Here is a 22469-nt window from a genome sequence, read left to right as displayed (position 1 = left end):
GCGCGTCGGGGCGGTCAGTCTTTCCTTATTTGATGCAGTGACGATTTGAGAAACAGGGATATTAGATGTCACAAGAACAGGGTCTGGTTTTCATCAGCTTTTCGTCCAAGGACGGGGAATTTGCACGCAAGCTGATTACCGACATTGAAAAGCGCGACATTCCATGCTGGATCAGTTCCCGCAACGTGGAACCCGGCGCTGACTACCAGGACGCCATCATCGATGCGATGAACCGCTGCTCCGTCATCCTGCTCCTGTTCAGCGAGAACGCGAACAGTTCAAAGGAAATTGCCAAGGAACTGGCCATTGCCAGCAAACGCAGCAAGCCGATCATTCCCGCGCGCATCGAAGATATCATGCCGTCCGGGTCGCTTGAGTACCAGCTTACCACCGCCCAGTTCATTGATCTGTTCAATGATTATGGTGCGACGCTCAACCGCCTGTGTACAGCGCTGAAACGCGAGATTGCCATTGCGGGCGGGGCCGACCTGCCCCCCAGTACGGCCGCGACCTATGCCAAGCCTGTCGGGGGCATGCGCAAGAAACTGCTCGCGGGTGGGACGGTTGCGGCGCTGGGTATCCTTGGTGCGGGTGCTGCGGTTTTCATGCACGGCTCCAGCCATGAACCGGCGCACGATGTGGCGGCCCCGACGCCAGCACCGGCCATCCAGCAGGCCGCGCCCACGCCAGAGGCCCCTGCCCGCCCCGCTGCGGCACCTTCCACGCCAGCACCGGTCGCTCCCGCGCCGGTTCAGGCTCCGGCCCCCGTGGTACAGGAACAGCCACCCGCCGCGCAGCCCCAGCCGCCCGCGCCGGCCGCCGCCCCGGCACCCATGCCGGAAACAGCCAGCCCGTCCTCTGCCGCGGTTGAGCCGATCGTGGCGCGTCTTGCACGAATGGAGCCGGGCAACAGGCTGTCGGCAATGTCCAACCACGCCCTGGGGGATGAGGACACCCAGCTTTCCTACCAGCAGGCCAGTCGCCTGCTTCAGGATGAAACGAATGGTGCGCGCAACCAGATCATCCAGTATCTTCTTCCCCATCTGCCCCGGCCCATTCCCGTATCCGTGGCAAAGTTCTTCCTGGGGTCTACGGACAGTTACCGGGGCGATACCATCAGGGAACTGGTGTCCTCCCTGCCTGAAGAGATAAGTGCTGACGAGGCCATTTCGCTGCTGGGCGACATGACGGATGGAAGCCGCAGCCAGGCCATCGCCACGCTGATGCACCGTTGCGCAGGAGACATCACCCCGGACCAGGCCCTGAAGCTCCTGAGTGATACGAATAGCTACTGGGTCGATACCCTGCGTACCATCGTACCCAAGATGCGACGCCCTGTTTCCGGCCCCGACCTTGTCCGGCTTCTGGGTATGACAAGTGACGGGATGCGTGAGACCGCCATCGGGCACCTGCAGCCTGTCATGCCCCAGACGCTGCTGCCCGCGGATGCCGTCCACCTTCTTGCCGAAACCGGCACTTATCGGGTGGATGGCATCCGCCTGATCGCGTCCCGCCTTCCTGCCGGGATGGAGGTTGGTGACGTGGTCGCGCTGCTGAACGGTACCGAAAACGGAATGCGCAAGACCGGGATCGACATACTTGCCCCCCATCTGAAGCATGACCTGAGTGGCCAGGATGTGGTTCCGGTTCTGACACAGACCGAGAGTTACTGGTCCGACGCCGTTACATCCCTCCAGCCGGTCCTTGCCCGTCCACAGACAGTGCCGGATATTCTGGCACTTCTGGGTGACAGACAGTACGGCCAGCGTCTGACGGTCCTGCGGACAATCCACGGCATGCTGCCGTCGGGAATCACCGTGCAGCAGGCACAGGGTATCCTTGACGGCCTGTTTTCCTCATACGGAGAGGGCCTTGAAATCCTGATGTCGCATCTGGCGGCCCCACTGTCCGCAGCGGATATCCAGACGCTTGTCGGCCCCATTGACAATTCGCTGGTGGAGACAATGACGGTCAACAAGCTGCGCCGCCTGCGCTGACCATCAGGCCTGTCCCGCTTGCTGCCCGTCCGGTGCACACTGGTGCGCAGTTGTCGCACCGGGGCGACATCAACATGCGGGATGGCCATTGACGGACCCGGCATGCGGCATCTGCAGCGTGCGTCATATGGTCGCATCGGGCACGAACGCCGGATGGCCTGTTTTCCCTTACGTATCCGGCGGCTCCCGGGTTCTGCCGGTGCTGGCGACAAAGCTGGGATTTCCGGGTACCGCCTTATTTCAGAACAGGCGGCACCCGGAAACTTTTCTTAAAAAAAGTCCTGTCAAAACTGTTCCGCAGCGGCTTGCGCCCTTACTGGCGCAGGCCGGGCGTAAGGACAGGCCCGGTCAGGTCATCATCTCCGTCCGGCCCATGGCTGTGTGGAGCGGGCACATCGCCCGCTGGCCGCGCGTTATGCAGGCCGGAATACTGCAGCGGGTCAACCGAGAACAGGCTGTTGGGCGCGGGCAGCTGGCTTGCATCCCATCCGCCGCCACATGCGCGGATCAGCCCGATGCGGGCCTGCAGGTAACGTGTCTGGACCTCGGCCTGCTGAATGCGGGCATCAAGTGTGCTGACCTGGGCGATCAGCACGTCCAGATAGGTGGCAAGACCGCCTTTGTACAGATTCATGGTAATATCCTGTGTCTGGCTGGCAGCTCCCACGGCGGCGCGCAGGCGGTCGTTCTCGCCATCGAGCCGTCTTGTGCGTGACAGGCCATCTTCCACATCGCGGAAGGCGTTGAGGATGGTGACACGGTAGTGGTCACGGGTTTCACGGTAGGCGGACCAGCTCTGCTGCAGTTGCGCGCGGCGCAGGCCCCCTTCGAACACCGGCATGGTCACGGTTGCACCATAGGACCACATGGAATTGGCAAGGTTGGCAAGGTTGAAACCATTGTCATCAAACCCGCCATTCATCTGGAAGGAGACATGCGGATAGAATGCTGCGCGTGCGATGCCGATGGCGCGGTTGGCCTGCGCCATCTGGCGTTCGGCCACGGCAATGTCGGGCCTGCGCTGCAAAAGATCCGACGGCATGGGGGCGGCCAGCGTGAAGCGGGTGGCGTTGAGATGCGCATCCGCTGCGATATGGAAGGATGACGGGGCAACGTTGACCAGCACGGCCAGCGCATGTTCCATCACCTCGCGCTGGGCCTGAATGTCCAGCAGGCGGGCCTGGGTAGTGTAAAGCTGGTTTTGCGCGCGCGCCACATCCAGCCGTGAATCCGCCTGGTCCAGCAGCCGCGTCTGGGTCACGCGCAGGGATTCTTCATAATACCGGATCGACTGGGTATAGATCGCCGCCTGCGCATCCAGCCCGCGCAGGGTGAAGTAATCGCTGGCAAGTTCCGCCTGCAGGCTGAGCCGTGCGGACGCATACTGTGCCGCCGCTTCCTGCGCGTAATCCTTCTGCAGCCGCACACGGTTGCGGATGGAGGACCAGAAATCCGGCTCCCATGAGGCCATGCCGCCATAGAATTCATCGGAATCCGTAATCGGCCCCTTGTAGCGGAACAGCCGCTCGGCGGAGCTTTTGTTATTGCTGCCCCCAAAGGCCAGCCCGAAATGGGGCAGCAGGTCGGCACGCGCCTCGCTTACGATCGCGCGCGCCTGCAGGAAGCGCTCGCTGGCCGCCTGCAGGTCCCCATTATGGGCTGCGGCCAGTGCTTCAAGATCATCAAGCCGCGGGTCGGCAAAACCGGCCCACCAGCCGGCGGGAATACGGTCATCCATCGGCCGGGCCACGGCAAAGGGGGCCTGTCCTTCCCATGTGGCGGGAATGACGTAATGCGGCGTATGGTAGACGGGAGCCAGATCGCACCCTGCCAGAGAAACCAGCGCAAGGATGCAGATACCACCCCTGCACAGCGGACGGTGCATGCGGCGGGTCATCATTCATCGTCCTTTTCATCGGTGTCATTGCTGTATCCGGCTGCGGGCTGGACCACACGTACCTTTTCGCCCTCCAGCAGGTCGGCGGGCGGATTGTCGATGATCCGGTCATCAGGTGACACGCCGGACAGCACCTGCGTCGCGCCATCCCCCATGCGGCCCACGGTTATGGTGTGGAAATGCGCATGGTTCTGCCCGTCCACCACGGCTACCTGCATGCCGTGTTCCTGAAACACCAGCGCGCCGGTGGGAATGGTCTGGTGGGCGGCCTGTTCGGGCGCGGTCAGGGTGACGGCGGCAAAGGTTCCGGGCCACAGGGCATGGTCGGTGTTGTCGATTACAAACTCGCTTACGCTGGTGCGGGTATCGGGGTCGTAGCCGCCCGATACGGTCAGGAACTTCGCCTCGAACCGCCGGTCGGGGAACTGCGGCACCTGCACGCTGGCCTGCAGGCCGGGCTGGAGGATGTAGGACATGTTCTCAGGGATCGAGACAAACAGCCGCATCTGGTGCGTGTCGGCCACGCTGAACAGTTCACTGGCCGCACCCGTGGCATTCAGGTTGCCACCGCCTTCATGCACGTAGTCGCCCACGTTGATGTCGCGTTCCGTCACCACGCCGTCAAACGGGGCGACAATGACCTTGAAGCGTTCAAGGGCAGCGTAGCGGTCAAGGTTATGCCGCGCGGCCTCCAGATCGGCGGCGGCGGATTTTTCGTTCGCATCCTGCACCGATACCGACTGGCCCGATACCGCCTGTGACCTGCCCATAAGCCGCCAGCGCTGGGCGGTTACCACCGCAAGGTCGTATTTCGCCTGCGATGACTGCAGGTCCGCCTGTGCCTGCGCGAACTGGGCATCAAGGCCGGGGGTGTTGATTTCCGCCAGCACGTCACCTGCTGCCACCCGTGCGCCGTAATCCTTGTACCACATGCGCACGTAACCCGATGCCTGCGGATAGATGGGGGCCTGGTACCAGGCTTCCACCGTACCGGGCAGGTCGAGGCTGACATGACGCGCCTCGTGGCGTGGCGAGATGACCATGACATCGGGCACGGAGGCAATGGCAGCCTCCCGCCGCAGGGCCGCGGCATGCTGCACGCGCCCGACCAGCAGGTACCCGCACCACCCCACGACAACGGCGGCACCGGCGAGCATGATGATTTTTCTGTTGTTCTGGGTGGGCATCACTTCATTTCCTCCCGGACACGGGACGGACGGTTGTGCAGGATTGCGTAAACACACGGCACGAACAAAAGCGTGGAGACAGTGGCCACCAGCAGCCCGCCAATGACGGCGCGGCCAAGCGGCGCGTTCTGGGAATTGCTCATGGCCATGGGCACCATGCCGATCACCATGGCGAGTGCCGTCATCAGTACCGGGCGGATGCGGCCGTAGCCTGCCTCAAGTGCTGCCCGCAGCGCGTCGCCATGTTCCTCGATCCGTTCACGGGCGAAGGAGACGACAAGGATGGAATTGGCCGTGGCCGTGCCCATGCACATGATCGCCCCGGTCAGCGCCGGCACCGACAGCCGCGTATGCGTCAGGAACAGCGCCCACGCGATCCCCGCCAGCGCGCCGGGCAGCGCCGTGATGATGATGAACGGGTCCAGCCACGACTGGAAATTGACCACGATCAGCAGGTAGATCAGCAGCACCGACACCACCAGCCCGAACACCAGTTCGACATAGGCATGGCGCATGGTTTCGGTCTGGCCGCGCACCACCACGGCGGCGGTGGCGGGCACCTGCCCCCGCGTCTGGTCCAGCACGCGCTGCACGCCGGTTGTCACCTGCCCCAGATCCGCGCCCTCGGCCGAGACATAGATGTCCACCTCGGGCATGGAATTGAAGTGCGAGACCTGCCCCGGCGTGCCCGTGGCGCTGACATTGCTGATACCGCCCAGCAACTGCATGTGCCGCCCCTGCGGGTCGCCGTCGCCCTTGTCCACCGGAATGGTCATGAGGTTGTTGAAATGCGTCAGCTGGTCCTGTGACACATACACGTTCAGCGGAAAGGTGATGCCCGTGGCCGGGTCCAGCCAGTATTGCGGGTCCACCGTCTGGCTGCCCGAAAGGGTCATGAGTTCGTTGTTGGCCAGATCGGCTTCCGTCATGCCTGTGGCCTGGCCAAAGGTGCGGTTGCCCTGCACGAACAGGGTCGGGGTTTTCATGGTCTGCTGGATCACGACATCCGCTGCCCCCGGCACGCCGCGCAGGCGGTTGACCAGCAGGCGGGCGTAATCATAATTGTCGCGCAGGTCCGGCCCCGAAATCTGGATGTCGATGGGCGCGGGTGATCCGAAGTTCAGGATCTTCGCGGTCAGGTCGGCAGGCTGAAAGGTAAACACCGTGCCGGGAAACCGCGCCGACAGGTCATGGCGCAGGATCACGCGGTCATCCCAGACGGGCGTTTCCTCGTCCTTTAGCGCAATGGTGATGTCGCAGTCCTGCGTGCCGATGGTGGGGGTGGGAATGAAGGCCTGGTTATGGGCACCTTCGGGCAGGCCGCAGTTTTCGATCATGCTGTCCACCCTGCCGGGGAACAGGGCGTTGATCCGGTCTTCCACCAGAGATGCCTCGCGGCCCGCCACCTCGATCCGGGTGCCCAGTGGTGCGCGCATGTGCATCTGGATGGTGCCGGATTTGGTTTCGGGGAAGAAATCCCGCCCCGCGATCAGGTACAGCCCCAGCGAACAGACCGAGACGCCAAGGAACACCCCCACGAACCGCCTGCGTCCCGCAATCGCGCGCTTGAGCACGCCCGCATAGCTTTCGCGGAAATTGTTGAACCCGCGCTCAAACGCCTGCTGGAAGCGTTCGGGCAGGCGCTTGGGATATTGCAGGTTGTGGACCTGCGGTTCGCAATGGTGGGAATCCCCGTGTCCCGCCACGCTATGACCGGCCAGCAGGTATTTGGCCATGGTCGGTACCAGCGTGCGCGACAGGATGAAGGAGGCGATCATGGCGAAGATGATGGCTTCCGCCATGGGCATGAACAGCCAGCCCGCGACCCCGCTCAGGCCAAACAGCGGCAGCCAGACAATGCAGATGCAGGTGGTGGCGACAAAGGTGGGGATGACGATCTGGTTGGCGGCATCGATGATCGCGGGTTCCAGCGATTTGCCCATTTCCAGATGCGCGTCGATGTTCTCGATCATCACCGTGGCGTCATCCACCAGGATGCCCACCGCCAGCGCAAGCCCGCCCAGCGTCATGACATTGATCGTCTGCCCCGCCCAGTTCAGTCCGATGATCGCACACAGGATGGCCAGCGGGATGGAGGTGGCGATGATGACCGTGGGCCGCCACGACCCCAGGAACAGCAGCACCACCATGCCGGTCAGGGCGGCCGCCGTCAGCATTTCGCGCACGACGTCGAAAATCGAATCCTTAACAAAGATCGAGGCATCACCCAGGATGCTGACCTTGACATCCGGCGGCAGCAGTTTCTGGATGCGTGGCAGCAGCGCCTTGGCCCCCGCCACGACATCCAGCGTCGAGGCATCGCCGCTTTTCATCACGACGATTTCCACCCCCTGCTGGCCTTTTACCAGCACGAGGTTGGTCTGCGGGTGCCCGCCGCGATACACTTCGGCCACGTCATGGACATAGATCACGGCGTTACCCACGCGCTTGACCGGGATATCACCCAGTTCCTTCATGGATCGCGGGGTGGCGTTGGTCTGCACCATCCAGTCGGTGGCCGAGATTTTCTGGTCGCCAGCCGGCAGCACGATATTCTGCCCGCGCAGGGCATTCTGCACGTCCATGGCCGACAGGTGGTGCGCCTGTAGCTGCTGCTGGTTCAGCGCCACCATGACAAAGCTGTCCATGCCGCCATAGGCCTGTGGCACCACGGCACCCGGCACGGTCACCAGCAGCGGGCGCACACGGATCATGGCCAGCTTGAACAGGTCGGATGGCGTCTGCCTGTCGGACGTGACCTGAAGCGTCAGCACCGGCACGGATGAGGCGTCGAGGCTCATCACCATGGGTGATGGAATGTTTTCGGGAAGCTGTTTTATGACCGTCTGCGATATGGCGGTGACTTCCGCTTCCGCCTTGCCGATATCGGTGCCGGGCTGGAAGTATATGTTGACGATGCCGCGCCCGTAATACGAACTGCTTTCCATATGTTCGATGCCCTCGACGGTCGAGGTCACCATCAGTTCGTAATTGTAGATGATACGGCCCGCGAATTCCTCCGGCAGCATGCCGCCATAGGTCCAGACGACGGACACGACCGGTATTTTTATATTCGGGAACACATCCGTCGGCGTACGCAATACCGACATGATGCCAAAGACCACAATCAGGATCGACAGCACCACAAAGGTATAGGGCCGACGTAGTGCGGTGACTACGATGGCATTCATGGGTCAGGAAATTCCCTGTATTGTAAAAAATGCTGCCTGCTGCAGCCGATGGCCCGCAATACGCGCGCATATGGTTTTTTATTGTATCTGTAGGCAGCGCGTCGCCAGCCAGGCCGGCCACGCGCCTTACGGCATGGGGAGCGTAGTGATGGGACTGGGCATGACGGGGTACTCCGGCAGGGTCGGTCTGTGGCGGGCCGGCATGGATTCATGCGGCATCTGCCTGGATCGACAGATACATGTTTTTTACAAAGTATGTATGATTAATATTTAAAATAAGTTTTCATTAATCAATCTGTTCTTTATCATTACTTTATTTTCATGAAGGGCTTTTTAATGAAACCGCCTGCCCCGCCGCCAGCCCTCACACCCGGCACCATGGCAAAACCGTTTGGTCGCGCCTGCGCATCGGTATAGGCTGGGTTTCATGACGGATGCATCTTCTCCCCGCCCCGGCCACCGCGCCGCCCTGCCCTGCCCTGGCGCACCACTGCCCCGGCAGGCACCCGACCACATGCGGACGGACAGGCCCGATGCATCCCATTCCTCCCCCGCCGACCAGCCCGGCGACATGCCCCGCCCCGTAATGAAAACGGAAGATGACATGGCCTACCGGCCCACGATCCATTTCACGCCCACCACGGGCTTCATGAACGATCCGAACGGGCTGGTTTTCGATGGCACGCGCTATCACCTGTATTACCAGTACGATCCCTTCGCCCCCTATGCGGGCAATGTGCACTGGGGGCATGCCACCAGCCCCGACCTGCTGCACTGGACGGACCAGCCCATCGCACTGGATGAAACCGGGGCGGGAGAAGCCTTTACCGGCTGCGCGGTCATGGATTGCCGCAATGCAAGCGGCCTGTTCGGGACGCCACGGGGCGGCATGGCGGTGCTGTACACCCGTGCCAGCCCGCATGCCCAGGCACAGTATCTGGCCATCAGTCACGACAGTGGACAGACCTTTGAGGAACATGCCTGTAATCCGGTACTCGATATCGGCAGCAATTCCTTCCGTGACCCGCAGGTGTGCTTCCATAGACCGACGGGACAGTGGGTGATGGTGGTGGCGAAATCACGGCTGCACCAGATCGCTTTCTACGCTTCCACCGACCTGATCCACTGGGTGCATCTGAGCGATTTCGGCCCATCGGGCCTGTATGGCGTGGATTACGAGTGTCCCAACCTGATCGAGGTGCCGGTGGAAGGCGGTGGCACGCGCTGGGTGCTGTTCGTGTCGCTCAATCCCGGTGCCCCGTCCGGCGGCAGCGTCACGCAGTATTTTGTTGGCCGGTTCGATGGCACGCGCTTCATCCCCGATGATACCGTGATCGGCCTGACCGACTTTGCCAAGGATGCCTACGCGCTGCAGGTCTACAGCAACATGCCCGATGCGGAGGCGGTATCCATCGCCTGGCTGGGCAACTGGCAGTATGCGCAGGAACTGCCCACGCAGAGCTGGCGCGGTGCGATGACCCTGCCACGCACGATGGTGCTCAGGCGCGACTTTTCCGGCTGGCTGCGCCTGGCCCAGAGCCCGCGCGGGCTGGACAGTCTGCGCGATACGCCCGTCGCCTTCCCCGCCGGCAGGCTTGCTGCGGGCGAGAGCCGTCAGGTGGCCCTGCCGCAGGGCCGCGCACTGGACCTGTGCATGAGTGTGACCGTGGATGAGCGCCCCCACGGCCTGCCGCTGGGTGACAAAGGGCGCACGGGGCGCTTCATCATCACATTCGGCAATGAGGGCGGCGAGAAGCTGAGCATCGGCTTCGATGCGTTCTCGGGCCAGCTATGGCTGGACCGCAGCAACCTTGCGGGCTTTGCCCAGCCGTTCTTCACCGGCCAGTTCTCAGCCGCGTTGGACCCCGATGACCGGCATTTCGATATCCGCATCGTGCTGGATGCCTGCACGCTGGAAATCTTTGCCAATGGCGGCCTGGCCGTGGGCACGGCGCTGGTCTTTCCCGCAAGCCCGCTTGAATTCCTGCGCCTTGAGGCCAGTGGCGCGGGGGCCACGATCGGCAGCCTGGACCTGTACCCGCTGCGCAAGACCATGCCGCGCGGGACGGCTGGCACCTGAATGCCAGCGCCCCCCCATCCAGCACCCGGGCCATGGCGGCAGGCGGCCATGGCCCTTGCGCGCAACGTCCCCGCCATGGTGGCGCTGGTGGTGCTGGGGCTGGTGGTGCTGGCCAGTCTCCTTGCCCCGCTTTATGCCCATTATGTGGCGCATACCGACCCGTTTGCCTCCAACGTGGCGGGTACCCTCATGCTGGACGGGCGGGAGGTGGACATCATGCAGCCCAACGACAACCCGCTGCACCTTGGCCTGAGCCCCATCGGGCCGACGGGGCGGGCAGCCTACCTGCTGGGTGCTGACAGCCAGGGGCGCGATGTTGCGGCAAGGCTGCTTTATGGCGGGCGCAATTCGCTGCTCATCTCGGCCGGGGCGGCGGTACTGTGCCTGCTGCTGGCGGGGATAGCGGGAATTGCCGCCGGTTTTCTGGGCGGAATGGTGGATACGCTCATCTCCCGGCTCATGGATATCATGTGGGCGGTGCCGGTCTATCTTTTCGCCATTTCGCTTTCCATCGTCATGGTCAGCCAGAGCATGCGGCTGGGGCCATTCGTGGTGCATGCGGACAGCCTGCTGATCCCGGTCTTCATCATCGCACTGGTTTACGCGCCCTATGCCGCCCGCCCCATACGTGGCCGCGTGATGGCGCTGCGACAGGCGGAGTTCGTTACCGCGGCACGCGGGCTGGGCGTGCCGGTGTGGCGGATCATGCTGCGCGATATCCTGCCCAACCTGGCCACCACGCTGGTCATGCTTGGCCCGCTGGTCATGGCGCTGGCGCTGCTGGCGGAAAGCGCGCTGTCTTTCCTGTCGCTGGGGGTGCAGGCCCCGCAGGCTTCATGGGGCACCATCATTCAGGATGGCGAGGGCCTGATCTATACCCGCCCCATGGTGGCGGTGGCACCGGGGCTTGCCATCGTGGTCGTGGTGCTCGCACTCAACATACTGGGCGATGGGCTGCGCGATGCACTGGACGTGCGCGACAGCGGGCGGCGCGCGCCATGATGGCTGCCGTGCTGCGCCGGGCAGGCCAGACGGCCCTTGTCCTGCTTGGCGTGTCCATTCTGGTGTTTGGCGTGTTTTTCGCCACCCCCGGCGCCGACCCCACCGCACGCATTGCCGGACGCGGCGCATCGCCACAGACCATGGAGAAAGTGCGCCACGAATATGGCTTCGACCGCCCGCTGCCAATCCAGTACGCCATCATGATGAAGAAGCTGTTCATCACCCGCGACCTTGCATCCTACGCCAATCGCGGCCAGGCCGTGGTGCCCGAAATCATGCAGGCCGCCCCGGTCACGGCGTGCCTGGTATGCGGGGCGGCGGTGATATGGGTTACGGTTTCCATTGCCATGGGCACGCTGGCGGCAGCCATGAAGGATACATGGGTGGACCGCGGGTTGATGGTGCTGGGGCTGGTGGGCATTTCCATACCCGTATTCTGGCTGGGGCAGGTGACCAATCTGGTCACGCAAAGCCGCTATCATGACACATGGCTGTTCTCATGGGTGCCGGGGCTGGGCTACGTGCCCTTTACACAGGACCCGCTGGGGTGGTTCCGGGCGCTGGTCATTCCGTGGGTTGTGCTGGCGGTCATGTTCATTGGCATATACAGCCGCGTGCTGCGCTACGACCTCGTAGCGCTGGCGGGCGAGGACTTCATGCGCACCGCGCGCGCCAAGGGACTTTCCCCCGCGCGGGTGCTGCTGCGCCACGGGCTGCGTACGTCCATGGTCACGTTCGTCTCCCTGTTCGGGCTGGATTTTGCCCAGCTTGCCGGTGGCGGCGCGCTGCTGACCGAAGTGGTGTTCGGCCTGCCCGGCGTGGGCAGGCTGACCTATCGCGCCCTGACCACGCTCGACCTGCCCGTCATCATGGCCACGGTCATGTATTCCGCCATTTTCGTGGTGCTGGCCAATGCGGTGGTGGATATTGTCTACCTGTTCCTTGACCCCAGGGTGCGTGATGCAGGCTGATCCCGCTGCCCCACCCCTTCTGGCGGTGCGTGACCTGTGTGTCAGCTTTCCCGCGCGCGGGCGCATGATCCCGATCGTGGAACATGTCTCCTTCAGCGTGCAGGCAGGCGAGATCGTCGGGCTGGTGGGGGAATCCGGATCGGGCAAGTCGGTGACCGCCATGGCGCTGATGGGACTGATCGACAGCCCCGGCGTGCAGGTAACGGGGTCCGCCCTGTTTCGCGGGCGTGAACTGGTGGGCATGAAGCAAAAGCACCTGCGCCGCCTGCGCGGGCGGGACATCGCCATGATCTTCCAGGACCCGATGACGGCCTTCACCCCGGTCTACACCATAGGCTGGCAGATCGACGAGCAGATCCGCGCCCATGAAAAAATCTCCCGCAGCAATGCCCGCGCCCGCACCGTGCGGCTTCTGGGCGACATGGGCGTGCCCGACCCAGCCCGCATGGCGGACCACTACCCGCACCAGCTTTCGGGCGGGCTGCGCCAGCGCGCGATGATTGCCATGGCACTGTCGTGCAATCCCGGCCTGCTTGTTGCCGATGAACCGACAACCGCCCTGGATGTAACCGTGCAGGCCCAGATTCTGGACCTGCTGCGTTCGCTGCGCGGCAGGCATGGGTCATCCATCCTGCTGATTACCCATGACATGGGGGTTGTGGCCCAGACCTGTGACAGCACGCTCGTGCTCTATTCCGGCCACATGGCGGAAACGGGGCCGACCGCGCGCGTGTTCAGTCAGCCCGGCCACCCCTATACCGCCGGGCTGCTGGATTCCATCCCGCCCCTGCGCGGCCCCCGCCCCGACCGCCTGCCCGCCATAGCCGGTGCGCCCCCACCACCCGGCGCGCGCCCCACCGGCTGCGCGTTCGCCCCGCGCTGCGGCTACGCGCATGCCGCCTGCACCCCCGCACCGCCAGCGCTGGTGGCGGTGGGTCATGGCCAGCAGGCGGCCTGCGTGCTTCCGGTTGAGGGACATCCCCTGCCGCCGCGCGCGCCCGTGACGGATTACCGCGCATGACCGCAACGCCCCCCGCGCCGCTGCTGGAGCTACGCAGCCTGCACAAGACCTACCATCTGCCGCATGGGCGCATGCTCAGGGCGGTGGATGGCATCTCGCTTCGTGTGATGCCCGGCGAGACGCTGGGACTGGTGGGGGAATCCGGCTGTGGCAAGTCCACGCTAGGGCGATGCATGCTGCGGCTTGCCGATGTATCCTCCGGCCAGATCCTGTTCGAAGGACACGATATCACCACCCTGCCCGAGCGCAGGCTGCGCGCGCTGCGGCCACGCATGCAGATGGTGTTCCAGGATTCCAGCGCCTCTCTCAACCCGCGCCGCCGCATTGGCGACCTGCTGGCCGAGCCACTGCGCGTCCACCGTGGCCCCGATGGCCGCAGGCGCCCGGCTGCCACCATTACCGCGCGGCTGCATGAACTCATGGACCTTGTGGGCCTGCCTGTTCAGGCATTGGCGCGGTATCCGCACGAATTCTCGGGCGGGCAGCGTCAGCGCATCAACATTGCCCGCGCACTGGCGCTGTCGCCCCGGCTGGTGGTGGCGGATGAACCGGTCTCGGCGCTGGATGTGTCGGTGCAGGCGCAGATCGTCAATCTGTTTGCCGACCTGCGGCGCGAACTGGGGCTGACCTATGTGTTCATCGCCCATGATCTTGCGGTGGTGCGGCAGATTTCCAGCATGGTGGCGGTCATGTATCTTGGCGCCATCGTGGAACTGGGGCAGACGGACGCCGTGCTGCACCATCCGGCCCATCCCTATACCGCGGCGCTGATGGCCGCCGTGCCGCAGCCCGTGGTAGGGGCCACACGCGCCCTTGAACTGCGTGGCGATGCCCCAAGCCCCACCGCCGCGCGTACGGGCTGCCGTTTCCATGCACGCTGCCCGGTCGCGCAGGCGCGGTGCGCGCGGGAAGACCCGGTGCTGCACACATTGCGGCCCGGCCATGAAGTCGCCTGCCATTTTCCGCTGCCACCGGATCATGCGCCCTGAATCCGGCCCTCAATCCTGCCATGCGCCCCGCGCGCCATGGACCCGGCATGGGGGCGAAGCATACCGGAAGCATGGCACCATGGCCGAAGGTATGCCAACGTATCGCCCTGACCTGCCAGCGGGAAACACTGCCATATGCCCACATCTTCCATACCTACCCTGACCGAACTGTTCCTTGCGGTAAGACGGGGACAGGTCCCGCCGCCCGCCACGATCGATCCGGCCCTTGTACCCCGTGACGTGGCCGGTGCCTGTGCGGTGCAGGATGCGGTTGGCGGCTTCCTGGGGCCGATTGGCGGGTGGAAAGTCGGGGCTGACGGGCCACAGGCCGAACCCGGTGCGGCACCCATCCATACCGCCACCATGTTCACCACCGGCGCCACGGTACCCCCTGACCTGTGCCGCCACCTCGGGGTGGAAGGCGAGATCGGCTACCGCTTCGCCCATGCCCTGCCTGCACGGCCCGAAGGGTATACGCGCGCGGAAGTGCTGGCGGCCATCGGCACGATCCATCCCGTCATCGAGATCATCGATACCCGGTTTGAAGAACCCGGCTCCCAGCACAGGCTGTTGCACATGGCTGACCAGCAGAGCCATGGCGCGCTGATCGTGGGCCTTGGCCAGCCGGCATGGGAGAGGGTCAACCCGGCTGAAGAACGGGTGGTGCTGACAGTCGATGACAGGACCGTGGCCGACCATGTGGGCGGCAATGCCGCAGGTGACCCGCTGCGCCTGCTGGTCTGGCTGGCCAACCATGCGTCACAGCGGGGGCTGGGCATGGCCGCAGGCTGTCTTGTCACCACGGGTTCGGCCACGGGCACGGTTTTTGTGGGCCATGGCACCGATGTCAAGGCCAGCTTTCCCTCCATCGGTCAGGTCACGGCCCATCTGGCCTGAATGCGCGGCAACGCGGCAGACGGGCCGATATTACCGTAACCATGCTCCCGCCGGCGGGATATGACGGTTTGCGGCCGATGCGATGATATGGCGGCCTTCAGGCCATACCTGCCGCCAGTCCGTCGCGCAGGGTCATGGCCAGTTCGAGTGAGCGCCGCCGCAGCGCATGGTCGTACACCGGCAGCGCCAGCAGCAGTTCATCAGGCTGATGGCGGCTGATGAACGCCGCCAGCCGCCGCGTGATCGTATCGGCCGAGCCCGCAAGGGTGCAGGCCAGCGCATGGTCCAGCATGGCCTGCTCCCCTGCCGACCACAGGCCGGTGGTATCGGCAACCGGCGGCGGAAAGGCAATGGGCCGCCCGCGGCGGAGTGCGATGAAATACTGCTGGAGCGATGTGGCGAGATGCCCGGCTTCCTCCACGCTGTCAGCCGCGATCATGTTCACGCCCAGCATGACATGGGGTTTCGGGCAGCGTGCGGATGGGGTGAAGCGGTGGCGGTAGAGGGTGATCGCCTCCTCCATCCGGGCTGGCGCGAAATGGGAAGCGAAGGCGTAGGGCAGACCCAGTTGTGCTGCCAGAACGGCGGAAAATAGCGAAGACCCCAGCAGCCAGACCGGCACCTGCAGCCCCGCGCCGGGAATGGCGCGGACCAGATGGGTATCCTGCTCGCTGGCGGGTTCAAAATAATGGAGCAGTTCTTCCACATCGTGGGCAAAACGCTCCGGCGCGTGCGGGTCACGCCGCAGGGCGTGCGCGGTGCGCTGGTCCGAACCCGGCGCGCGGCCAAGCCCAAGGTCGATCCGGCCCGGAAAAAGGCTTTCAAGCGTGCCGAACTGCTCGGCTATGACCAGCGGGGAATGATTGGGCAGCATGATCCCGCCGGCACCCACGCGGATATGGCGTGTCGCCGCCGCCACCTGCCCGATCAGGATACCCGTTGCGGCGGAGGCAATGCCCGGCATGCCATGATGTTCAGCCAGCCAGTAGCGTGCGCAGCCAAGGCTTTCGGCCAGCCGTGCAAGGTCCAGCGTATTGCGGAAGGCATCCGCCGGGCCATGCCCGCGTGTGATGAGCGACAGGTCAAGAACGGAGAACGGGATCATCGGCATATCTCGGCATGACGGAAGGCGGATACGGGGCATATGGGAACCGGAGGGTCGAAATCCAGCCTGCACCGGATCGCATGCCATGGCGACGGGCAACCATCATGACCGGGCCACGTTGGGTGGACAGGCATTTTGTGGAGTTTTCCCATGCTGACCCTTCTCATCATCATCCTGCTCATCTTCGCCATCGGGGGTGGGGGCTATGGCTTCCGTTCCGGCTGGTATGGAGGCCCCAGGAGCACGGGCTTCAATGGCCTGGGCCTGCTGCCCATCGTCCTGATCATCATCGTGCTGTTCCTGCTGTTCTACCCGCCCGGTACGGCGCCCACGCCCTGAACCTCGCGCCCTGCGTGACCGGATTGCCCGTGGCTTCAGGCAGGGTCCCGGCCACGCAAGGGACGGCCCGCCCATAGTGCTGCCAGCGCCGAGCCCGATATGTTGTGCCATACGGAGAACACGGCGCCCGGCAGGGCCGCAAGCGGCGAGAAATAAAGCCGTCCCAGCGTGGCCGCCAGGCCGGAATTCTGCATGCCGACCTCCAGCGCCAGGGTGCGGCAGACGGACTCGTCAAACCCCAGCAGGCGGCCGCCCCAGTACCCGCCCAGCAGGCCGGTCGCGTTATGCAGCACCACCCCCACCAGCACGAGCGGGCCGACCGTGCCAAGCGCTGGCGCCACACCGCCGACAATGCTGCCGATGATGGCCATGATCGACACCATGGCAACCAGCGGCAGGACCGGTTCCACCCTGCGGACCAGATGCGCGCATGTCGCGTTCACCATCACCCCGCCCATGACCGGCAGGGCCACGATTTCCACAATACTACGGAACAGCCCCCAGCTATCGACACTGACCCCGGCGGATACATAGAATCGGGTCAGCACCGGTGTCGCCACGATGCCCACCAGCGTGGACAGCATGCTGATGCTGACCGACAGCGCCACATCGCCGCGTGACAGGTAGATCATGACATTGGACGCCGTGCCGCTGGACACGCACCCCACCAGTACCATGCCGGTCGCCAGCATGGGCGGCATGTGCATGAGCCGCGCGATAACCCATGCCGCCAGCGGCATGACCAGGTAATGCAGCGCCACGCCCGCCAGAACCGGGGCCGGACGGCGCGCAATCCGCACGAAATCCCCTACTCCCAGCGTTACCCCCATGGTAAACATGATGAACGCCAGCAACGGGGTGATGCAGGGGGTCAGCGCAACAAAGGGTGCCGGACGCAGCACGGCCACAACCGAGACGAGCACGGCCCATAGCGGGAAAAGCCGCGTCAGCGCCGCCATGGGTAATCCGGATAACAGGATGCGATCACCATTCCCTCCTCTCGCATGCAGGGGCGGAGGCTTAACAGACAGCACGCCCGCCATCAAACCACCCGTACCCCGGCATGGTTTTGCGCGCGCCGCGCCACCATCGCGGAACCACCGCCGGTTCCTGATGTTGTATGCATGGGGCACAACCTGTTGCCACCGCCATCAGGAAGCCACGATTCTCCCGCCCTGCCCTGTCCGTCATAACCCCTGTATGGAGGCCCGTGTGCCCGATACCGTCTACCGAAACGCCCTTCTGTTCGATGGCACCGGATGCAATCCCGTCATTTCGGATGTTGCCGTATCCGGCGGCAGGATTTCCGCAATGGGCCCGGCGCTGGAGGTGGAGGGCGACACGACAGAGATAGACTGTACGGGCCTGTGGCTCCTGCCCGGCATGCTGGATATTCATACCCATCTGGACCTGGAAGTGGAAATCGCCCCCGAACTGCCGGAAGTAGTGCGCCATGGCACGACCACGGTTGTGATCGGAAACTGTTCGATCGGGGTCACCTACGGCAACCAGCGCCGCGACGGGGAAGACCCGATCGTGGACTGCTTCGCCCGCGTGGAGAACATGCCCAAGACCGTGCTGGGCAAGGTGGCCAATACCTGTACATGGTCGGATTCACAGGGCTATCTTGACCATCTTTCCAGCCTGTCGCTGGGTCCGAACATCGTTCCGCTCATTCCGCATTCCATGCTCCGTATCGAGGTGATGGGCCTGCAGCAGTCCATAAGCCGCAGCCCCACGCGGCGTGAGCGCGGGCGCATGGAACGGCTGCTGGATGCGGGCATGGCGCAGGGATATGCCGGTTTTTCCACCGATGCGCTGCCCTTTCACTTCCTGGCCAACGATCCGCACAAGAAGCGCAAGATCCCCACGCAGTACGCAGGCTACAGGGAACTGAAGCAGTTGACCGGCGTGGTGCGCCGCTACGGTCGCGTGTGGCAGGCAACACCGCCCAAGGATGACATCATCGAGGCCGTGCGCGCCTTCCTGCTGACCAGCGGGCGGCTGTTCGGACGCCCGCTCAGGACAACCGTGCTTGCTGCCATCGACCTGCAGACCAACCGCGCTGCGGTCGGCATGTGCCTGATGCTGTCCGCCATCCTCAATTCCAGGGTCCTGAAGGGAATTTTCCGCTTTCAGGTGCTGTCCGGCTCCTTCAGGGTATGGAGTGACGGGGCGATCAATCCCCTTGCCGACGAGATTCCCGCACTGCGGGGCCTGAACGAACGCGAACTGGATGACCGTGAAGGGCGCGCGCGCATCATGGATGATCCACAGTGGATCGCATCCTTCCGCGAGATGTGGATGAAGGGAAAGACAGGCTGGTCACTGGCGCGGCTGCGCAGGCTGGTGCGGCAGGAGGAAACGGTGCTGACCCGCAACCTTGCGGACATGAAGGTCGCCGAATGCCCGCTGTCGCAGTGGGATGGCCAGACCCTGCAGGGTCCCTATGACCGTCTGCGGCGCTGGCAGAAGACACGGGGCCGACATGGGGCCGCCGACCAGGCGGAAGCCCGGTTCTTTGCCACCTTCCCCGACCCGGTGGGCGATGACGCCACATTCATCCTCCATCTGCTGCGGCAGTGGGATACCGCCCTGCGGTGGGAGACGACCTTTGCCAACCGTAACCCGGATATCCTGAAAAAACTGCTGTTCAACCCGCAGACCCTGCCGGGCTTCAATGACAGTGGCGCCCATCTGGCCAATATCGGTTTTTATGATGGCAACCTGCGCTTTCTCAAGATCGCGCAGGAAGATGGCATGCACGCCGTGACCTCCGCCGTGCACAGGCTGACCGGACTGCCGGCCGCCTTCTTCAACCTCAATGCCGGGACCATAAAGGTCGGCGCGCAGGCGGATCTGTGCGTGATCGACCCCCTGGCGCTGCATGCCTGGAACCCGGAGGAAACCTACGCCTTCACCTATCGCGCCCAGTTCGGGTGCAGGCAGGTGATCAACCGCCCCACGGGGGTCGTACGCCATGTGATGATTGGCGGCACGACAGCATGGACAGGCACCGATTACGCCAGCGGCTTCGGCCAGCAGGCCTATGGCCGGGTGATGCGCTCCAGGGAGCATCCGCTTGAGCGGGCGTATCGCTGACCGGCCCCGGCCATCCGCATTGCCCGCATGATAACGGTGGCGGCAGGAACCTGAACATTTTCGTGGCATCGTGCCATGACACACGCGATGATGCCGCGCAGCCTATGGCCCACGCCGGGAGGGTATCCGCATGGAACAGCAATCCGCCATCCAGCCGGTCCTGTTCCTGCCCCACGGGGGCGGGCCGTGCTTCTTCATGGACTGGCCCGATACGTGGGACCGCATGGCCGCCCACCTGCGCGGCATTGCCGCCACCCTGCCCCGGCGGCCTGACGGGATTGTCGTCATGTCAGGCCATTGGGAAACCGGCGTGCCCACCGTGACATCCAGCCCCCACCCGCCCCTGATTTATGATTATCACGGCTTTCCAGCCCATACCTACCGGTTGCGCTACCCCGCCCCCGGATCACCCACGCTTGCGACACAGGTCCGTCACCTGCTGGAAGGGGCGGGCATGGCCACAGCGGAAGACCCTGCACGCGGCCTTGATCACGGGGTGTTCATCCCGTTCATGCTTGCCTTCGGGCAGGCGGATATTCCCGTGGTGGAACTGTCGCTGCAACGTGACCTGAGCGCGGCCATGGAACTGCGGACCGGCGCGGCACTCCGGCCGCTACGCGCGCAGAACGTACTGATCGTGGGCACGGGCATGACCTATCACAACCTGCATCATTTCATGGGCGGCAATCCGCAGTCCAATGAGGTATCGCACGCTTTCGACACGTGGCTTGCCCGCGCGGTGGAAGCCGCACCCGATATCCGCAACGACGCCCTGACCCACTGGGAGCACGCACCGGGCGCCCATATCTGCCACCCCCGCCCCGAACATCTGCTGCCGCTCATGTTCGCCGCCGGGGCCGCGGGGCAGGACCGTGGCGTGCGTGACTACAGCGATACCGTGATGGGCAAGGCCCTGTCGGGCTTCCGTTTCGGCTGACAGATCGTGACAGGGCGGGTTTTCACCCGTTCCTAGCGCACGCCATAGTCGGCTGTCTCCATGCAACCGTTACACTTTGCAATTCAACTCCTGACGCCAGAGCCCTGTGGGGATCTTGCCTTCCGCGCCGATCTGAATTCATAAAGACAGGGCATAACGGGCAGGAGACTGGGCTTTGCGACCTCGTATGACGGGGGGCCATGCGGGTGTTTTCATATCGGCCCTGATCTATTGCACATCGCTGTGCGGCACACCCGCGCCTGCCGCCGAACAGCCGGTCACATCCGGGGTCACCGCCACCCTGCCTGCGGCCCACGCCGCCAGTCCCGCCGACATGGCCATGATCAGTGACCTGGAACGCCGGACCTTCCAGTGGTTCTGGGATTCAGCCGATCCCGGGACCGGGCTTGTGCCGGACCGCTACCCCGCCGCCCAGACCTTCAGCAGTGTCGCCTCCATCGGTTTCGGCCTGACGGCATATGGCATTGGCGCCACGCGCGGCTACATTACCCGCGCACAGGCGGCCACCCGTACGCTGGCCACGCTGCGCTACCTGATGGACGGGCCGCAGAACGACAGCCCCGACGGGGCCATGGGTTACAGGGGGTTCTATTACCATTTCCTGAACAGGGGGAACGGGCAGCGCTACAGCCATGACATAGAACTCTCCAGCATCGACACCGCACTGCTGATGGAGGGCGTGCTGTTCGCCCAGTCCTTCTATGACCGCGATACCCCGCTCGAAGCCGGGATCCGTGATCTGGCCGACCGGCTTTACAGGCGTGTGGACTGGCAGTGGATGAAACGCCCCGACAACCGGCTGAGCATGGGCTGGAGTCCCGAGCACCAGTTTATTCCAAGCTACTGGGAAGGCTACAGCGAGGGCATGATGGCCTATATCCTTGGACTGGGTTCGCCCACGCACGGGCTGGAGCCGACGTCATGGCAGGCGTGGCTTGCCACCAACAACCAGCGCTGGGGGGATTATTACGGGCAGACCTTCCTCAACTTCGCGCCCCTGTTCGGCCATCAGTACAGCCATGCCTGGATCGACTTCCGTGGCGTGCGCGATGAATGGGCGCGCGGCAAGCAGATCGACTATTTCGAGAACAGTCGCCGCGCCGTCTATGCCCAGCAGGCCTATGCCGTGGCCAATCCCGGAAAATGGCAGGGCTACAGCGCCACCACATGGGGCCTGACCGCCTGTGACGGACCGGGCGAGATCACACAGAAGCTGGATGGGCAGGACCGGCATTTCCTGTCCTATTCCGCCCGTGGCGCGGGCCGCGATTACACGCAGGACGATGGCACCATCGCTCCCACCGCCGCCGCCGGTTCCATTGCCTTCGCCCCCGAGATCGTGCTGCCCACCCTGCGTGACATGAAGAACCGCTACGGCCGGAAAATCTATGGCCGCTATGGTTTTGTCGATGCGTTCAACCCCAGTTTCCACAGCGGCCGGTCCTACTGGACCGACAGCGAATATCTGGGCATTGACCAGGGGCCGATCCTGCTCATGATCGAGAACTGGCGCACCGGGCTGGTATGGAACGTAATGAAGCGCAATCCCTATATCCGCGCGGGGCTGGAGCGCGCGGGGTTCGAGGGCGGCTGGCTTCCGGCGGCACCCGCCATGGCGGCGGGCAGGGACACCCGCACCACGCAGCTTGCTCCCTCCCCCACCCCGGCGGACGGCACGCGGGGCAGTGCTCCTGCTGGCAGTGCAGTGCCCGCCCATCCATCCTGAATCCGTG

The 22469-nt window shown here is 64.1% G+C and carries 16 protein-coding genes; 11 read left to right on the top strand and 5 right to left on the bottom strand.

Annotated elements, in window-relative coordinates; translation table 11 throughout:
* Positions 1–65 precede the first annotated feature (65 nt).
* Entirely contained in the window at positions 66–1997 is a 1932-nt protein-coding gene (locus tag LDL32_RS02495; protein WP_233064312.1) for a TIR domain-containing protein, read from the top strand.
* A gap of 313 nt (positions 1998–2310) precedes the next feature.
* Here the strand turns inward: LDL32_RS02495 and LDL32_RS02490 are convergent, their stop codons facing one another.
* From LDL32_RS02490 to LDL32_RS02480, 3 genes are read right to left on the bottom strand one after another with little or no spacing between them, the layout of a single operon-like run.
* Positions 2311–3897, bottom strand: coding sequence for an efflux transporter outer membrane subunit (locus LDL32_RS02490; RefSeq protein ID WP_233064311.1), 1587 nt, complete (start codon positions 3895–3897; stop codon positions 2311–2313).
* On the bottom strand, positions 3894–5081 hold the full coding sequence (locus LDL32_RS02485; RefSeq protein ID WP_233064310.1) for an efflux RND transporter periplasmic adaptor subunit: 1188 nt from the start codon (positions 5079–5081) through the stop codon (positions 3894–3896). The genes LDL32_RS02490 and LDL32_RS02485 overlap by 4 nt, the downstream gene beginning before the upstream one ends.
* The gene (locus tag LDL32_RS02480) at positions 5081–8272 is read right to left on the bottom strand and encodes an efflux RND transporter permease subunit (RefSeq protein ID WP_233064309.1); all 3192 of its coding nucleotides are present in this window, start codon (positions 8270–8272) and stop codon (positions 5081–5083) included. The genes LDL32_RS02485 and LDL32_RS02480 overlap by 1 nt, the downstream gene beginning before the upstream one ends.
* A gap of 427 nt (positions 8273–8699) precedes the next feature.
* Here LDL32_RS02480 and LDL32_RS02475 point away from each other — a divergent pair, with 427 nt between their 5' ends.
* From LDL32_RS02475 to LDL32_RS02450, 6 genes are all read left to right on the top strand, one after another.
* Positions 8700–10352: a glycoside hydrolase family 32 protein gene (locus LDL32_RS02475; RefSeq protein ID WP_233064308.1), complete on the top strand. Its 1653-nt coding sequence runs from the start codon at positions 8700–8702 to the stop codon at positions 10350–10352.
* Complete coding sequence (locus tag LDL32_RS02470; protein WP_233064306.1) at positions 10353–11354, top strand: ABC transporter permease; 1002 nt, start codon at positions 10353–10355, stop codon at positions 11352–11354.
* Positions 11351–12325, top strand: a complete 975-nt coding sequence (locus LDL32_RS02465; RefSeq protein WP_233064305.1) for an ABC transporter permease — start codon at positions 11351–11353, stop codon at positions 12323–12325. Before LDL32_RS02470 ends, LDL32_RS02465 begins: the two co-directional genes overlap by 4 nt.
* Entirely contained in the window at positions 12315–13346 is a 1032-nt protein-coding gene (locus LDL32_RS02460) for an ABC transporter ATP-binding protein (RefSeq protein ID WP_233064303.1), read from the top strand. Before LDL32_RS02465 ends, LDL32_RS02460 begins: the two co-directional genes overlap by 11 nt.
* Entirely contained in the window at positions 13343–14335 is a 993-nt protein-coding gene (locus LDL32_RS02455) for an ABC transporter ATP-binding protein (RefSeq protein ID WP_233064301.1), read from the top strand. The genes LDL32_RS02460 and LDL32_RS02455 overlap by 4 nt, the downstream gene beginning before the upstream one ends.
* A gap of 135 nt (positions 14336–14470) precedes the next feature.
* Entirely contained in the window at positions 14471–15232 is a 762-nt protein-coding gene (locus LDL32_RS02450; protein ID WP_233064300.1) for a 2-keto-4-pentenoate hydratase, read from the top strand.
* Between the two features lie 97 nt (positions 15233–15329).
* Here LDL32_RS02450 and LDL32_RS02445 read toward each other — a convergent pair whose 3' ends face one another.
* Positions 15330–16337 (bottom strand): LLM class flavin-dependent oxidoreductase, encoded by a 1008-nt coding sequence (locus LDL32_RS02445; protein ID WP_233068662.1) that lies wholly within the window; start codon positions 16335–16337, stop codon positions 15330–15332.
* 150 nt (positions 16338–16487) lie between these two features.
* Between LDL32_RS02445 and LDL32_RS02440 the strand changes: the two genes are divergently transcribed.
* A complete protein-coding gene (locus LDL32_RS02440; RefSeq protein ID WP_233064299.1) occupies positions 16488–16676 on the top strand; it encodes a hypothetical protein in 189 nt (62 codons plus the stop codon).
* Between the two features lie 35 nt (positions 16677–16711).
* Here the strand turns inward: LDL32_RS02440 and LDL32_RS02435 are convergent, their stop codons facing one another.
* Entirely contained in the window at positions 16712–17635 is a 924-nt protein-coding gene (locus LDL32_RS02435; RefSeq protein WP_233064298.1) for a bile acid:sodium symporter family protein, read from the bottom strand.
* A 253-nt stretch (positions 17636–17888) separates the two neighbouring features.
* Between LDL32_RS02435 and LDL32_RS02430 the strand changes: the two genes are divergently transcribed.
* From LDL32_RS02430 to LDL32_RS02420, 3 genes are all read left to right on the top strand, one after another.
* A complete protein-coding gene (locus tag LDL32_RS02430) occupies positions 17889–19778 on the top strand; it encodes an amidohydrolase family protein (protein ID WP_233064297.1) in 1890 nt (629 codons plus the stop codon).
* Between the two features lie 130 nt (positions 19779–19908).
* Positions 19909–20715 carry a class III extradiol ring-cleavage dioxygenase gene (locus LDL32_RS02425; protein ID WP_233064296.1) on the top strand — a complete coding sequence of 269 codons (807 nt, stop codon included), beginning with the start codon at positions 19909–19911 and terminating at the stop codon, positions 20713–20715.
* Between the two features lie 187 nt (positions 20716–20902).
* On the top strand, positions 20903–22462 hold the full coding sequence (locus tag LDL32_RS02420) for a glucoamylase family protein (RefSeq protein ID WP_233068660.1): 1560 nt from the start codon (positions 20903–20905) through the stop codon (positions 22460–22462).
* The last annotated feature ends 7 nt before the right edge of the window (positions 22463–22469 follow it).

This window comes from Komagataeibacter sp. FNDCF1, from assembly GCF_021295335.1.
GTDB lineage: Bacteria > Pseudomonadota > Alphaproteobacteria > Acetobacterales > Acetobacteraceae > Komagataeibacter.
Note: the sequence above shows the minus strand (reverse complement) of the source record. Positions and strands in the feature narration are given on the sequence as shown.

What these genes read in the sequence shown, in the direction of transcription:
- LDL32_RS02495 (WP_233064312.1), top strand. Translation starts at nt 66, where the DNA reads ATGTCACAAGAACAGGGTCTGGTTTTCATCAGCTTTTCGTCCAAGGAC.
- LDL32_RS02490 (WP_233064311.1), bottom strand. Translation starts at nt 3,897, where the DNA reads ATGATGACCCGCCGCATGCACCGTCCGCTGTGCAGGGGTGGTATCTGC.
- LDL32_RS02485 (WP_233064310.1), bottom strand. Translation starts at nt 5,081, where the DNA reads ATGCCCACCCAGAACAACAGAAAAATCATCATGCTCGCCGGTGCCGCC.
- LDL32_RS02480 (WP_233064309.1), bottom strand. Translation starts at nt 8,272, where the DNA reads ATGAATGCCATCGTAGTCACCGCACTACGTCGGCCCTATACCTTTGTG.
- LDL32_RS02475 (WP_233064308.1), top strand. Translation starts at nt 8,700, where the DNA reads ATGACGGATGCATCTTCTCCCCGCCCCGGCCACCGCGCCGCCCTGCCC.
- LDL32_RS02470 (WP_233064306.1), top strand. Translation starts at nt 10,353, where the DNA reads ATGCCAGCGCCCCCCCATCCAGCACCCGGGCCATGGCGGCAGGCGGCC.
- LDL32_RS02465 (WP_233064305.1), top strand. Translation starts at nt 11,351, where the DNA reads ATGATGGCTGCCGTGCTGCGCCGGGCAGGCCAGACGGCCCTTGTCCTG.
- LDL32_RS02460 (WP_233064303.1), top strand. Translation starts at nt 12,315, where the DNA reads ATGCAGGCTGATCCCGCTGCCCCACCCCTTCTGGCGGTGCGTGACCTG.
- LDL32_RS02455 (WP_233064301.1), top strand. Translation starts at nt 13,343, where the DNA reads ATGACCGCAACGCCCCCCGCGCCGCTGCTGGAGCTACGCAGCCTGCAC.
- LDL32_RS02450 (WP_233064300.1), top strand. Translation starts at nt 14,471, where the DNA reads ATGCCCACATCTTCCATACCTACCCTGACCGAACTGTTCCTTGCGGTA.
- LDL32_RS02445 (WP_233068662.1), bottom strand. Translation starts at nt 16,337, where the DNA reads ATGATCCCGTTCTCCGTTCTTGACCTGTCGCTCATCACACGCGGGCAT.
- LDL32_RS02440 (WP_233064299.1), top strand. Translation starts at nt 16,488, where the DNA reads ATGCTGACCCTTCTCATCATCATCCTGCTCATCTTCGCCATCGGGGGT.
- LDL32_RS02435 (WP_233064298.1), bottom strand. Translation starts at nt 17,635, where the DNA reads ATGGCGGCGCTGACGCGGCTTTTCCCGCTATGGGCCGTGCTCGTCTCG.
- LDL32_RS02425 (WP_233064296.1), top strand. Translation starts at nt 19,909, where the DNA reads ATGGAACAGCAATCCGCCATCCAGCCGGTCCTGTTCCTGCCCCACGGG.
- LDL32_RS02420 (WP_233068660.1), top strand. Translation starts at nt 20,903, where the DNA reads ATGACGGGGGGCCATGCGGGTGTTTTCATATCGGCCCTGATCTATTGC.